Raw genomic sequence first — 13,224 nt, 5'->3', positions numbered from 1 at the left:
CGCGCGCGCGCGCGCGCGCGCGCGGCGACCTGGCCGACTTCCCGTTCCGCAACGTCAAGCCGGGCAGCAAGAATCCTGGTGAATTCAAGGTCTCCGGCAAGTTCGACAAGCTCAAGATCAACTATGCGCCGTCGCACACCGGCAAGGACGGCAAGTCGCCGGAGTGGCCGCTGCTGGAAGACGTCAGGGGCAGCATCACGATCGACCGCACGCGACTGGAAATTGCGGCCGACTCCGGCAAGACCCACGGCGTCGCCGTGTCAGACGTGAAAGCCGTCATTCCCGATTTGCTGAATGCCGAATCGTCGCTGGAAATCGACGGCAACGCCGCCGGCGCGATGCCGGACTTCCTGCGCTATGTGAAGGACAGTCCGGTGGCGCACTGGATCGGCAATTTCACCGAAGACAGCCAGTCCACCGGCAACGCCAAACTGCAATTGAAGTTCCAGTTGCCGCTGCATCACATGATCGACGCCAAGGTCGACGGCGCACTGCAATTCCTCAACAACGACGTCGCACTGCTGGCCGGACTGCCGACCATCTACCGTACCAACGGCAAGCTCGAGTTCAATGAAAAGGGCTTCAACCTGAACGGCCTCAAGGGCGTGTTCCTCAATGAGCCGATCACGGCGGCGGGCGGCACCCAGCGTGACGGCACTACGCTGGTCAAGGTCGACGGCGCGATCACCGCCGATGGCTTGCGCAAGGCCTACAGCGAACCCGTGCTGCAGCGTTTGCTGGGTCGTCTGAACGGCGCCTCGCGCTATACCGCGACCATCGCCGTGCGCCAGCATTTGCCGGAAATCACCATCGAATCCAGCCTGCAAGGCATGGCGGTGGACTTGCCGGCGCCGATGCAAAAGGCCGCCGGCGAAAGCTGGCCGCTGAAGTTTGAAATCATCGGCATGCCGTCCGTCGATCCCTTGCTCCAGCGCGATGAAATCAAACTGTCGCTCAGTTCGGTGTTGGCTGCGCGCTATCAGCGCCAGAAGGTGCTTGGAAAAGCCGACTGGCAGGTGCTGAGCGGCGGCATCGGCTTCGGCCAGGCGGCGCCGCAACCGGACAGCGGCCTGGCAATTTATGCCAGTGCAAAATCGATCAACATCGATCAGTGGGTGAGTTTCCGCGCCGCCATGCTGAAGCAGGCCGACGGCAGCGAAGGCGCTCCCGATCCGGGCCTGAGCGCCTATCTCGAACCGGATGTGATCGCCGGGCGCACCAGCGAATTGCTGCTGATGGGCAAGAAGCTCGACAACGTCGTGCTGGGCGCCTCGCATCAGAACAAAGCCTGGCAGGTGAACATTTCTTCCGACCAGGCCACCGGCTACGCCACCTGGAGCGAGTCGGGCAGCGGTCGCGGACTGGGCCGCGTCACGGCCCGCCTGGCCACGCTGAACATCCAGAAGGGCGCCGGCACCGATCCTGCCGACCTGCTGGAAAATAACGCCGATGCAGCCGACAATACCAACGCCAACAGCGCCAGCCGCATTCCGGCGCTCGACATCGTGGCGGAAGACTTCCGCCTGTTCGGCAAGAAGCTCGGCCGCCTCGAACTCAACGCCCACAACGTGCGCGTCAGCGTCGGCAACGAATGGCGCATCAACAAGCTCACGCTGATCAATCCCGACGCCGAGCTGCGCGCCGCCGGCAACTGGATGGCGTTCGGTCGCAACAATACCTCCAACCTGACCTATGCGCTGGACATCAACGATGCCGGCAAGCTGCTGGAGCGCTTCGGTTTCGCCGGCGTGGTGCGCGGCGGCAAGGGACAGCTCGACGGCGATGTCAGCTGGAAGGGTTTGCCGTATTCGCTGGATATTCCGAGCCTGAGCGGGCAGCTCCACATGGACATGCATTCGGGGCAATTCCTCAAGGTCGATCCGGGCGCGGCCAAGCTGCTCGGCGTGCTCAACTTGCAAGCCTTGCCACGTCGGCTGGCGCTGGATTTTCGCGATGTATTTTCCGAGGGCTTTGCTTTCGACAATATCGTCGGCACCGCGTCGATTGCACAGGGCATCGCCACCACCGACAATCTCAAGATGACCGGCGTGGCGGCATCGGTGCTGATGAACGGTTCCGCCGACATCGCCAAGGAAACCCAGAACCTGCATCTGGTGGTGATTCCCGAGGTCAACCTCGGCACGGCGTCGCTGGTGGCGTTGGCGATCAATCCGGTGGTCGGGGTCGGCACTTACCTGGCGCAACTGTTCCTGCGCAACCCGCTGATGAAGACGCTGACCTTTGAATATAATGTAACCGGGTCCTGGAGCGACCCGCTGGTCGTCAAGCAGGAACGCAGCGCAGACGTCAACAGCAAACCTGCCGCAAAATAATATTCATACAATATTCACAAGGCATCCCCGAGTTATGCCGTGTTCCGGCGCAACCGAATTCCAGCGAGGCTGACATGAACGAAACGTACAAAGTCGCGGCGATACAGATGGTGTCGACGCCCGAGGTCGAAGAGAATTTCGCCGCTGCGCGCCGGCTGGTCGGACAAGCCGCAGGGCAGGGCGCGCAACTGGTGCTGTTGCCGGAATACTGGCCCATCATGGGCATGCACGAAAAAGCCAAGCTCGCGCATGCCGAGCAGACCGATGTCGGCAAGATCCAGGATTTCATGATGGCGCTGGCGAGCGAGTTCAAGGTCTGGCTGATCGGCGGCACCCTGCCGATGGCCTCCGATGAAGCCGACAAGGTGCTCAACACGACGATGGTCTACGACCCCGCCGGCCGCCGCGTGGCGCGCTACGACAAGATCCACCTGTTCAGTTTCGTGCGCGGCGAAGAGGCTTATGACGAAGCGCGCACCATCGTCTTCGGCAACGAAGTGGGCAGCTTCACCGCGCCGTTCGGCAAGGTCGGCCTGTCGATCTGCTACGACCTGCGTTTCCCCGAGCTGTACCGCGCCATGGGGGACTGCGCGCTGATCGTGGTGCCGGCCGCATTCACCCACACCACCGGCCAGGCGCATTGGGAAACCCTGCTGCGCAATCGAGAACCAGTGTTACATCCTGGCGTCGGCGCAAGGCGGCAAGCACGTCAACGGTCGCCGCACCTGGGGCCACAGCATGCTGATCGACCCGTGGGGCGAAATCGTCAGCGTGCTGCCGGAAGGCGAAGGCCTTGTTATCGGCGACATCGACCCCCATCGTCTACAATACGTACGTGAAAGCCTGCCTGCGCTCAGGCACCGCAAGCTCTGAGCGTCAATAAGTTGCTGTAAATTAAATAAATCATTCATGAAAACATTCGAACCCAATCTCAGCGCGCTCGGTATTGCACGCGATGTCCTGCTCACGCCGTTCGGCCTGGACGAAGCCAAGTTGCTGAAAACACTGGGCACCATGTTTACGCACAAGGTCGATTACGCCGACCTGTATTTCCAGTTCACCAAGAGCGAGGGCTGGAGCCTGGAAGAGGGCATCGTCAAGACCGGCAGCTTCTCCATCGACCAGGGCGTCGGCGTGCGTGCCGTGTCGGGCGACAAGACGGCGTTCTCGTATTCGGATGAAATTTCGGAATCCATCCTGCTCGATGCCGCTGCGGCAACCCGCACCATCGGTCGCCAGGGCGCAGGCCGCGTCAAGATCGCCGGCAGCATGCAGCCCAACGGCGGCCGTTCGCTGTACTTGCCGCACGATCCGCTGACTTCGTTGGACGCCACCGCCAAGGTCAATCTGCTGGAACGCATCGAACGCATCGCCCGCGCCAAGGATCCGCGCGTCGTGCAAGTCATGGCCAGCCTGGCCGGAGAATACGACGTCGTGCTGGTGGCGCGCAGCGACGGCATCATCGCCGCCGACATCCGCCCGCTGGTGCGTGTGTCGATCACCGTCATCGCCGAACAGAACGGTCGCCGAGAAATGGGCAGCAGCGGCGGCGGTGGTCGCTACAGCTATGCTTACTTCAGCGACGAGCTGCTGGAAAAATACGCCTCCGAAGCGGTTTCCACCGCCTTGGTCAACCTCGACGCGCGTCCCGCGCCGGCTGGTCCGATGACCGTCGTTCTGGGACCGGGCTGGCCCGGCATCCTGTTGCACGAAGCCATCGGTCACGGCCTCGAAGGCGACTTCAATCGCAAGGGCTCAAGCACCTTCTCCGGCCGCATCGGCGAGCGCGTCGCCGCCAAGGGCGTCACCGTGGTGGATGACGGCACCATCGCCGATCGCCGCGGTTCGCTCAACATCGACGACGAAGGCAATCCGACCCAATGCACCACGCTGATCGAAGACGGCATCCTGAAGGGCTACATCCAGGACACCATGAACGCGCGCCTGATGAAGATGCCGGTGACCGGCAATGCCCGCCGCGAATCGTTTGCGCATCTGCCGATGCCGCGCATGACCAACACCTACATGCTGGCCGGCGACAAGGACCCGGCAGAAATCCTCGCCTCGGTGAAGAACGGTTTGTATGCCGTCAACTTCGGCGGCGGCCAGGTCGACATCACCAACGGCAAGTTCGTCTTCTCGGCCAGCGAAGCCTACATGATCGAAAACGGCAAGATTTCCTATCCGGTCAAAGGCGCCACGCTGATCGGCAACGGTCCTGACGTGCTGAACCGCGTTTCCCTGATCGGCAACGACATGAAGCTCGATTCCGGCGTCGGCGTATGCGGTAAAGAAGGCCAGAGCGTGCCGGTCGGCGTCGGTCAGCCGACCTTGCGCATTGATGGCGTCACGGTGGGCGGTACGGCATAAATTGTGCGTTGAAGGCATTGAGTGACGGTTTAAATGCAAGAAAACGTCATTCAATGCGGTTTTTGTGAAAAATTAATGACTGGTGTTGCCAAAACCGGAAAATTGTTGCATTATCGTTTTCTGTTGTAATTAACGACTATTCGCATAGAACACAATGTCTTTCGCCCGCGCTTACTTCTTTTATTTTTACTTTAGCTATTCCAGCCCCACGGCGGTGAAAAGCGGTAAGCGTTCGTAAGTAGAGACCAAACCGAATTTCTAAAAAACCGCCAGTGATGGCGGTTTTTTTTTACCCATTCGAATTCATCCAATTCAGATTGCAATCAGGAGAAAAAATGCCGCGCACCGACGATCTACGTATCCGAGAAATGAAAGAACTGACACCCCCATCGCATCTGATCCGTGAATTCGGCGGCAGCGAAAAAGTCGAGAGCACGACGGCTGAATGCCGTACCGCCTTGCATCGCATCCTGCACGGCCAGGACGATCGCGTCATGGTCGTAATCGGCCCCTGTTCGATCCACGACACCAAGGCCGCGATGGAGTACGCGCGCCGCCTGGTGGTCGAGCGCGAGCGCTTCAAGGGCGAGCTGGAGATCGTCATGCGCGTCTACTTCGAAAAGCCGCGCACCACGGTCGGCTGGAAGGGCCTGATCAACGATCCGTACATGGACAACAGCTTCCGCATCAACGACGGCCTGCGCACCGCGCGCGAGCTGCTGCTGAACATCAACGAGCTGGGCCTGCCGGCCGGCACCGAATTCCTCGACGTGATCAGCCCGCAATACATCGCCGACCTGATCAGCTGGGGCGCCATCGGTGCACGCACCACCGAATCGCAAGTGCATCGCGAACTGGCTTCGGGCCTGTCGTGCCCGGTCGGTTTCAAGAATGGCACCGACGGCAACATCAAGATTGCCGTCGATGCGATCAAGGCCGCATCGCAGCCTCACCATTTTCTGTCGGTCACCAAGGGCGGCCACTCGGCCATCGTCTCGACCGCCGGCAATGAGGATTGCCACATCATCCTGCGCGGCGGCAAGACGCCGAACTACGATGCCGCCAGCGTGGAAGCAGCCTGCCAGGACATCGCCAAGAGCGGTCTGGCGGCGCGCCTGATGATCGATGCCTCGCACGCCAACAGCTCGAAGAAGCCGGAGAACCAGATCCCGGTCTGCGCCGATATCGCCGGCCAGATAGCCGGCGGCGATTCGCGCATCGTCGGCGTGATGGTCGAGTCGAACCTGGTTGCCGGTCGCCAGGACCTGGTGCCGGGCAAGGAACTGACCTATGGCCAGTCCGTGACCGACGGTTGCATCGACTGGGAAGAAAGCCTGGGCGTGCTGCAAGGTCTGGCGGATGCGGTCAGGCAACGTCGTCTGATCGGCGACAAGGAGTAAGCTCGGCGCGTTGATGAGCTGTGCTTGCAAGCAGAACAGGAAGCCCCGCATGTCGGGGCTTTTTTTCATTTCGGCACCGCATCTCGGCTTGGCTTTCCGTCAACTTGATTTTTGAGATGCAGGGTGCACAATGAGCGTCCCGATTTCATCAAAAAGGAGACAAGCATGGCCACTTCTTCTCAAGTCAAGGCGATCCCCGATGGCATGCATGCGCTGACGCCGCATCTCGTTTGCGCCGGGGGCGCCGCGCAAGCCATCGAATTTTACAAACAGGCTTTCGGCGCCGTTGAACTGGCGCGGCTGCCGGGGCCGGGCGGCAAGCTCATGCACGCGCTGGTGCGCATCGGCGATTCCTCGTTGATGCTGGTCGACGAAATGCCTGAGTGGGGCTCGCGCGGTCCGCTGATGCTGGGCGGTTCGCCGGTCACCATCCATCTCTATGTGGAAGACGCTGATGCCGTGTTCGCCCAGGCGCAGTCTGCCGGCGCCAAGGTGACGATGCCGCTGGCCGATATGTTCTGGGGCGACCGCTACGGCCAGCTCGAAGACCCGTTCGGCCATCGCTGGTCGGTAGCCACCCATCAGCGCGACCTGTCGCCGGCCGAGATCAAGGAAGGGATGGAAAAGATGAGCAAGGAGCAGAAGATGCAGTGCGGCTGATTGCGCGGGGAAGCACACTGCAATAAAAAACGCCGGCACATCATGCCGGCGTTTTTATTCGTCCTGACAATAAACGTCAGTCGCGGAAGTTGTTGAATTCCAGCGGCAGATCCTTGATCTCCTTGCGCAGCATCGCCATGGCGGCTTGCAGGTCGTCGCGCTTGGCGCCGGTCACGCGTACGGCGTCGCCCTGGATGCTGGCCTGCACCTTCATCTTGCTGTCCTTGATGACGCGCACGATCTTCTTCGCATCTTCGGTCTCGATGCCGTTCTTGACCTTGATCACCTGCTTGACCTTGTCGCCGCCGATTTTCTCGATCTTGCCGTGGTCGAGGAAACGCACGTCGACATTGCGCTTGGTCATCTTGTTGGTCAGCACGTCGCGCACCTGGCCGAGCTGGAATTCGGAGTCGGCGTAAGCGGTCAGGTCGCGTTCCTTTTGTTCGACGCGGGCGTCGCTGCCCTTGAAGTCGAAGCGGGTGGTGATTTCCTTGTTGGATTGCTCGACGGCATTCTTGACTTCAACCAGATTGGCTTCGGAGACGGTATCAAACGATGGCATGGCGATTTCCTTTATGTCCTGTGGGTGCGCGCAAAGCGAAGATAAGGCGCTTGCACCCGAAAGACGTGATTTTAACGGACAACCGGGATTGCGGCTATGCCCGCGCCGTTCCTGGAGGTGGACTCAATACCCCGACACGCTATAATCCTGCGCTTATGTTTCCCATTCCAGTTCAGCGCGATTTCTCCCTGCGCCATCTCAATACCTTCGGCATCGACGCCAAGGCCGCCGTTTATTTGCCGGTCGACGACGTCGATACCTTGCTCGCGGTAAAAAACGACAAGGAGTTGTCGATGTTGCCGCGTTTGGTCCTCGGTGGCGGCAGCAATCTGCTGCTGACGCAGGACTTTGCCGGGCTGGTGCTGCACATGCGCGGCGCCGGCATGCGTATCGTCAACGAGGATGAAGATTTCGTCTACGTGACGGCGGCGGCGGGGGAGAATTGGCATCGTTTCGTGCAATGGTCGCTGGACCTCGGCCTGGGCGGACTGGAGAACCTGTCCCTGATCCCCGGCAGCGTCGGCGCGGCGCCGATCCAGAATATCGGCGCTTACGGCGTTGAAGTGAAGGATCGCTTCCACAGCCTGACGGCTTTCGATTTCATCGACGGCAAGACTTTCACGCTGGGTAACGCGGCGTGCCGGTTTGCTTACCGCGACAGCATCTTCAAACAGGAATTGCGCGACCGCGCGGTGGTGCTCGACGTGACGTTTGCCTTGCCCAAGCAATGGCAAGCCAACATGAATTATGCCGACGTCATGCAGGAATTGTCGCCGCGACAAATCACCGTACCGTCGCCGCGCGACATTGCCGGCGCAGTGATTGCGATTCGTACGCGCAAGCTGCCGGATCCGGCGCAGATCGGCAACGCCGGCAGCTTCTTCAAGAACCCCATTGTGCCGGCGCAACAGCGCGAATCCTTGCTGGCGCAACATCCGCAACTGGTGAGCTATGCCCAGCCCGACGGCGGATACAAGCTGGCTGCCGGCTGGCTGATCGATCAGTGCGGCTGGAAGGGCAGGTCGCTGGGCGCGGCGGGCGTGTATGAAAAGCAGGCGCTGGTGCTGGTCAACAAAGGCGGCGCCAGCGGCAGGGAAATCGCCGCGCTGGCGCAGGCGATCCAGGCGGATGTACAGGCCAAATTCGGCGTGAAGCTGGAACCGGAGCCGGTGTTCATCTGATCCTTCCGGCGCTCGCACAATCGACACGCAAATAAAAACGCGGCCAGGTTTCCCCGGCCGCGTTTTTTATTGCAGAGCAGCTTGATCAGCCGAAATGGCAGACGTAATCCACAGTCTCCGTCACTTCGATCTCGAAGCTGGAGTCGCCCGGGACGTTGAAGCTGGTGCCGGCTGCGTAGGTCTTCCAGGCGTCTTCGCCCTTCAGGCGGACGTTGCAGCTGCCGCCGTTGATTTCCATGATTTCCGGTGCGCCGGTGTTGAACGTCAGCGACGAGGGCAGGATTACGCCCAGCGTCTTCTTGGTGCCGTCAGCAAAAATCACGGTGTGCGAAACGCACTTGCCGTCGAAATAAACATTGCCCTTTTTCAGGACGGTAACGTTGTCGAATTGAGTCGTCATGTTGTCTGGTTTTCGTTGATTGGTTGCGTGATTACTTTGCGTTCTTGTCTTTTTCCAGCAGCGGCAGCGACACCGCATTGCTGGTCGCCAGCAGACCGGTGCTTTGGTAGATCGCCAGCTTCTGACGCGTGTCGATGATGTCGAGGTTGCGCATGGTCAATTGGCCGATACGGTCTTGCGGCGTGAAGGCGCCTTCGCCCTTTTCCATGGTCAGGCGTTCCGGCTGGTAAGTCAGGTTGGCCGACTCAGTGTTGAGGATCGAGTAGTCGTTGCCGCGGCGCAGTTCGACGGTGACTTCGCCGGTGATGGCGCGTGCGACCCAGCGTTGTGCGGTTTCGCGCAGCATGATGGCCTGCGAATCGAACCAGCGGCCTTGATACAGCAGGCGGCCGAGCTTGCGGCCGTTGTCGCGGTATTGCTCGATGGTGTCTTCGTTGTGGATGCCGGTGATCAGGCGCTCGTAGGCGATGAACAACAGGGCCAGGCCCGGCGCTTCATAGATGCCGCGGCTCTTGGCTTCGATGATGCGGTTTTCGATCTGGTCGCTCATGCCGAGGCCGTGACGGCCGCCGATGCGGTTGGCTTCCAGGATCAGGTCGGTCATGTTGTCGAAGGTCTTGCCGTTCAGCGCGACCGGACGGCCTTCTTCGAAGCGCACGGTGACTTCTTCCGCCTTGACGGCGACGTCGTCGCGCCAGAACGCCACACCCATGATCGGTTGCACGATCTTGATGCCGCTGTTGAGGAATTCCAGGTCTTTCGCTTCGTGCGTCGCGCCGAGCATGTTGGAGTCGGTCGAGTAGGCCTTCTCCACCGACATCTTGTAGTCGAAGCCGGACTTGATCATGAACTCGGACATTTCCTTGCGGCCGCCCAGTTCGTCGATGAATGTGTTGTCCAGCCATGGCTTGTAGATGCGCAGGTTGGGGTTGACCAACAGGCCGTAGCGGTAGAAACGCTCGATGTCGTTGCCCTTGAAGGTGCTGCCGTCGCCCCAGATGTCGACGTTGTCTTCGCGCATCGCGGCGACCAGCATGGTGCCGGTGACGGCGCGACCCAGCGGCGTGGTGTTGAAGTAAGTCACGCCGGCGGTCGAGATGTGGAAAGCGCCGCTTTGCAGCGCGGCGATGCCTTCGTTGGCCAGTTGTTCGCGGCAATCGATCAGTCGCGCCAGTTCCGCGCCGTACTGCAATGCCTTCTTCGGAATGGCGTCGTAGTCAGGCTCGTCCGGTTGACCCAGGTTGGCGGTATAAGCGTAAGGAACGGCGCCTTTCTGGCGCATCCAGGTCAGCGCGGCGCTGGTATCGAGGCCCCCGGAGAAGGCGATGCCGACTTTTTCGTTGACCGGAACGGATTGCAGGATGTTGGACATGATGTTCGTAGTGGCTAGTGATGACGGATGGAGTGAATTTACTTGCGCGTAATTATGCCGCGTCGTGGCAGACAACTTCGATGTTGTGCCCGTCCGGATCGCGGACGAAGGCGCTGTAGTAATCAGGATGGTAATGCGCGCGGATGCCGGGAGCGCCGTTGTCCTTGCCACCGGCCTGCAGGGCCGCCCGGTAAAACGCATCCACTGCGCTGCGGGTGTTCACGCGAAAGGCGAAATGCAGCGTCGGGCTGTGCGCCGGCTTGTCGGCAGTGGCGCGCGCCAGCCAGAAATCGGGCTTGGGCGCTTCGCCGAAACCAGCAACGTCGGTGCCGCCGGTGATCGAAGCGGCCAACTCCATCAGCAAGGTGTAGCCAATGGACGCGAATGCCTGCGTATAAAACGCCTTGCTGCGGTCGTAATCCGTAGGTGTAAAGCCGGTATGGTCGATCATGCCACTTTCCCCAGGACGAGATATTCGAGCAAGGCCTTTTGCACGTGCAAGCGGTTCTCGGCTTCTTCCCAGACTACGGATTGGGGGCCGTCGATGACTTCGGCGGCAACTTCCTCGCCGCGGTGCGCCGGCAGGCAATGCATGAACAAGGCGTCCTTGCGTGCACGCGCCATCTTGGCCTGATCGACGATCCAGCCGTCGAAGGCTTTCAGGCGGGCGGCGTTTTCGTCTTCGTAACCCATGCTGGTCCAGACGTCGGTCGTGACCAGATCGGCGTCCTGGCAGGCGTCGGCGGGATTGGCGAAGAAGGTGTAGCGTTGGTGGCCGGGGCTGACCAGCTTCTGGTCGATGTCGTAACCCTTGGGCGTCGAGACATTGACGTGGAAGCCGAAGACTTCGGCGGCTTGCAGCCACGAATACAGCATGTTGTTGGCGTCGCCGATCCAGGCTACGACCTTGTCCCGGATCGAACCGCGCTGCTCGATGTAGGTGAATACATCGGCCAGCACCTGGCAGGGATGGTGTTCGTTGGTCAGGCCGTTGATGACCGGCACGCGCGAGTAGGCGGCGAAGCGGTCGATGATTTCCTGGCCGAAGGTGCGGATCATGATGACGTCGCACATGCGCGACATCACCTGTGCGGCGTCTTCGATTGGCTCGCCGCGGCCGAGCTGGCTGTCGCGGGTGTTGAGGTAGATCGCCGCGCCGCCGAGCTGGTGCATACCGGCTTCGAAGGACAGGCGGGTGCGTGTGGAATTCTTTTCGAAGACCATGACCAGCGTGCGATCGGCCAGCGAATGATGCGGCTCGTAGTTTTTGAATTTGCGTTTAATCACACGCGACCGTTCGATCACGTACTCATACTCATCAAGCGTAAAGTCGGAAAACTGCAGGTAGTGTTTGATTGCCATAAATAAAAACGGCGGCCAGTGGGCGCCTGCCGCCGATTGTTGTAACTGCTTCAATTATAAGGGATTCGGGCTAAAAAGATACCCAAAAGCAGGCTTGTCGAGGGCGGGATGACAGTGTGCCGCGGAAAGGGGGGACTGAGAGGTATGTCGGCGGTTGTCCGGGAATGGGATCTCGATTGTGTAAATTGAATTGTCATTTTGATATTTATTGAAATCAATTCCAGTTGGCATTTTCAGATTCACGACGAGATGATCGGTACTCAGCGATTTTCTCAGGATTTTCGCATTTGTTGAGAATTGTTCTCAACATAAGTCATTAGACTGCGCCTCTTTCAAAGACCAGTCGAGTGATCAACATGCCTTTTTTTCCTGTCCGTCGCGGCGCACGCCTCCGGCCCCTTGCCATCACCATTTGTTCCATCGCTTCCTCCTTTGATTACGCTTATGCGGCCGATGGCTCCGAGAGAGAAGCCGTCGATTTGCCCGCCATCGAGATTCGCAGCAAGCGCAGCCACTACGATCCGCGTCCGGCTTCCGTCAATACCGCCACCAGGACCGACACCGACTTGCGCGACGTGCCGCAAACCGTCAACAGCATCAGGGTGGAAGACGTCGCCTCCTATGGCGGGCAGACCCTGGCCGATGCGCTCAGCGGCGTGCCGGGTATCTCCAACACCTCCGATACGCGCTTCGATTCATTCCGCATCCGCGGCTTTGCCGGCGCGGGAGACGTGTTCCTCGACGGTGTGCGCGACGACGCGCAATACGTGCGCAGCCTCGGCAACATCGAACGCGTGGAAGTGCTCAAGGGCCCGGCTGCCGTCTTGTACGGACGCGGCAGCGGCGGCGGGGTGATCAACCGCATCAGCAAGCAGCCGGGCCATGATGTGCAAAGCAGCGTCAGGCTGAACACCGGCAGCTATGGCCGCATCGGCGCGGCGGCCGACGTCAACCAGGTGTTGTCCGAAGAATGGGCCATGCGCATCAATGCCGGGCGCGACCATGCCGGCAGTTTCCGTAACGGCGTCGACACCACCCGGCAGTATCTGGCGCCGTCGATCAAGTGGGACAACCAGCGCACCAGCTGGCTGCTGCAGCTCGAGCAAAGCGAATTCGAACGCGTGCCCGATCGCGGTATGCCGGCTGGCCGGCGCGCCAACGGCACGTACTTTTTGCCGCCGGCGCCGCAATCCACGACCTATGGCGCGCTCGGCCGCGACTTCATCAAGGACACCAGCACTTACGTCCGCTCGACCTTCGAGCACAAGCTTGAGGCGCAATGGAAAATCCGCAACGTCCTCAGCCTGCTCAATCTGGACAGCCGTTTTGACAACACCTTCGCGGGCGGCCTGACCGGCGCCGGCAACAGCGGGGTGACGCGGTCGCGCTGGCAACAGGATCTGCAGCATCGCAACTGGCAAAGCAATCTGGAACTGGAAGGCAAGCTCGATGCCGGCAGCATGCAGCATCAGTTGCTGCTCGGCGCCGAATACAGCAATGAAAACCGTCATCCGCGCTTGTGGCGCGCGAATGCCTCGACGGTGTCGCTGACGGCGCCCGGCAATCGTCCGGACAACGGCGCCC

At 60.5% G+C, this 13,224-nt stretch carries 11 protein-coding genes and 1 pseudogene; 7 read left to right on the top strand and 5 right to left on the bottom strand.

Going from position 1 to position 13,224, the window contains the following annotated elements; all coding sequences use genetic code 11:
* The 5 genes and pseudogenes from HLUSI_RS27070 to HLUSI_RS0105085 form a co-directional block, all read left to right on the top strand.
* Window positions 1-2,333 (top strand): YhdP family protein (locus HLUSI_RS27070; protein WP_016832945.1); only part of this gene is annotated, 2,333 nt, incomplete at its 5' end.
* 74 nt (window positions 2,334-2,407) lie between these two features.
* Window positions 2,408-3,206, top strand: a pseudogene (locus tag HLUSI_RS27065) (carbon-nitrogen hydrolase family protein).
* A gap of 36 nt (window positions 3,207-3,242) precedes the next feature.
* Window positions 3,243-4,703: a metalloprotease TldD gene (gene tldD, locus HLUSI_RS0105095; RefSeq protein WP_016832944.1), complete on the top strand. Its 1,461-nt coding sequence runs from the start codon at window positions 3,243-3,245 to the stop codon at window positions 4,701-4,703.
* A 335-nt stretch (window positions 4,704-5,038) separates the two neighbouring features.
* Window positions 5,039-6,103: a 3-deoxy-7-phosphoheptulonate synthase AroG gene (gene aroG, locus HLUSI_RS0105090; RefSeq protein WP_016832943.1), complete on the top strand. Its 1,065-nt coding sequence runs from the start codon at window positions 5,039-5,041 to the stop codon at window positions 6,101-6,103.
* 165 nt (window positions 6,104-6,268) lie between these two features.
* Window positions 6,269-6,763, top strand: a complete 495-nt coding sequence (locus tag HLUSI_RS0105085) for a VOC family protein (protein WP_029363145.1) — start codon at window positions 6,269-6,271, stop codon at window positions 6,761-6,763.
* Window positions 6,764-6,839: 76 nt separating this feature from the next.
* Here the strand turns inward: HLUSI_RS0105085 and HLUSI_RS0105080 are convergent, their stop codons facing one another.
* Window positions 6,840-7,325, bottom strand: coding sequence for a YajQ family cyclic di-GMP-binding protein (locus HLUSI_RS0105080; protein WP_016832941.1), 486 nt, complete (start codon window positions 7,323-7,325; stop codon window positions 6,840-6,842).
* A gap of 155 nt (window positions 7,326-7,480) precedes the next feature.
* On the opposite strand from HLUSI_RS0105080, the gene murB reads away from it, so the two are divergent.
* Window positions 7,481-8,506, top strand: coding sequence for a UDP-N-acetylmuramate dehydrogenase (murB, locus tag HLUSI_RS0105075; RefSeq protein WP_016832940.1), 1,026 nt, complete (start codon window positions 7,481-7,483; stop codon window positions 8,504-8,506).
* An 85-nt stretch (window positions 8,507-8,591) separates the two neighbouring features.
* Here the strand turns inward: murB and ppnP are convergent, their stop codons facing one another.
* The 4 genes from ppnP to argF are packed head-to-tail and all read right to left on the bottom strand — an operon-like array spanning window position 8,592 to window position 11,640.
* Window positions 8,592-8,906 carry a pyrimidine/purine nucleoside phosphorylase gene (ppnP, locus tag HLUSI_RS0105070; protein ID WP_016832939.1) on the bottom strand — a complete coding sequence of 105 codons (315 nt, stop codon included), beginning with the start codon at window positions 8,904-8,906 and terminating at the stop codon, window positions 8,592-8,594.
* Window positions 8,907-8,937: 31 nt separating this feature from the next.
* On the bottom strand, window positions 8,938-10,278 hold the full coding sequence (gene argG, locus HLUSI_RS0105065; RefSeq protein WP_016832938.1) for an argininosuccinate synthase: 1,341 nt from the start codon (window positions 10,276-10,278) through the stop codon (window positions 8,938-8,940).
* A 52-nt stretch (window positions 10,279-10,330) separates the two neighbouring features.
* Entirely contained in the window at window positions 10,331-10,729 is a 399-nt protein-coding gene (locus tag HLUSI_RS0105060; RefSeq protein ID WP_016832937.1) for a VOC family protein, read from the bottom strand.
* Complete coding sequence (gene argF / locus HLUSI_RS0105055) at window positions 10,726-11,640, bottom strand: ornithine carbamoyltransferase (protein ID WP_016832936.1); 915 nt, start codon at window positions 11,638-11,640, stop codon at window positions 10,726-10,728. Before argF ends, HLUSI_RS0105060 begins: the two co-directional genes overlap by 4 nt.
* Window positions 11,641-12,119: 479 nt before the next feature.
* On the opposite strand from argF, the gene HLUSI_RS0105050 reads away from it, so the two are divergent.
* On the top strand, window positions 12,120-13,224 hold a 1,105-nt coding region (locus tag HLUSI_RS0105050), incomplete at its 3' end, for a TonB-dependent receptor (protein ID WP_238533922.1).

Origin of the sequence: Herbaspirillum lusitanum P6-12 (genome assembly GCF_000256565.1) — a bacterium.
In the GTDB taxonomy this organism is placed as follows: domain Bacteria; phylum Pseudomonadota; class Gammaproteobacteria; order Burkholderiales; family Burkholderiaceae_D; genus Herbaspirillum; species Herbaspirillum lusitanum.
The sequence above is the reverse complement of the archived record's forward strand: the minus strand, read 5'-3'. Positions and strand labels throughout refer to the sequence as shown.

Coding starts and splice junctions, on each gene's coding strand:
- tldD (WP_016832944.1), top strand. CDS start 3,243: ATGAAAACATTCGAACCCAATCTCAGCGCGCTCGGTATTGCACGCGAT.
- aroG (WP_016832943.1), top strand. CDS start 5,039: ATGCCGCGCACCGACGATCTACGTATCCGAGAAATGAAAGAACTGACA.
- HLUSI_RS0105085 (WP_029363145.1), top strand. CDS start 6,269: ATGGCCACTTCTTCTCAAGTCAAGGCGATCCCCGATGGCATGCATGCG.
- HLUSI_RS0105080 (WP_016832941.1), bottom strand. CDS start 7,325: ATGCCATCGTTTGATACCGTCTCCGAAGCCAATCTGGTTGAAGTCAAG.
- murB (WP_016832940.1), top strand. CDS start 7,481: ATGTTTCCCATTCCAGTTCAGCGCGATTTCTCCCTGCGCCATCTCAAT.
- ppnP (WP_016832939.1), bottom strand. CDS start 8,906: ATGACGACTCAATTCGACAACGTTACCGTCCTGAAAAAGGGCAATGTT.
- argG (WP_016832938.1), bottom strand. CDS start 10,278: ATGTCCAACATCCTGCAATCCGTTCCGGTCAACGAAAAAGTCGGCATC.
- HLUSI_RS0105060 (WP_016832937.1), bottom strand. CDS start 10,729: ATGATCGACCATACCGGCTTTACACCTACGGATTACGACCGCAGCAAG.
- argF (WP_016832936.1), bottom strand. CDS start 11,640: ATGGCAATCAAACACTACCTGCAGTTTTCCGACTTTACGCTTGATGAG.